The sequence below is a fragment of the Zavarzinella formosa DSM 19928 genome (assembly GCF_000255705.1).
GTDB classification, from domain to species: domain Bacteria; phylum Planctomycetota; class Planctomycetia; order Gemmatales; family Gemmataceae; genus Zavarzinella; species Zavarzinella formosa.
Window position 1 is genome coordinate 102004 of the sequence record NZ_JH636453.1, and the last position, 298, is coordinate 102301.

Below are 298 nucleotides of genomic sequence, written 5' to 3' on the forward strand. Positions count from 1 at the left end.
GCCCTGCACCAGATTGTTGACGTTCATGGCCTGCTGCACGATCCCCAGCCCGCCCCCGGCCATGCCGCCGAAGCCCATCGCGAGGCTGTGGATCGACCCGATCTTCTGGCCCAGCGAGTAGCCGGCGGAGTTGTAGTCCACCGCGTCGTCGTAGTTCAGACCCTTGCGGGCCATCGAGGTCAGACCCCCGCTCAGGGTGTCGGCCCAGGCGGCTGACAGGTCCGAGAGCGTCTTGAAGGCGTCCCCCGTGTTCTTCGGCGGCGGGGGCAGGGTGGGCGTGACGTCGGGCGGAATCTCC

At 68.5% G+C, this 298-nt stretch carries 1 protein-coding gene; it reads right to left on the reverse strand.

Going from position 1 to position 298, the window contains the following annotated elements:
* Positions 1-298 (reverse strand): hypothetical protein (locus BGIM_RS65380; RefSeq protein ID WP_040892265.1); only part of this gene is annotated, 298 nt, incomplete at both ends.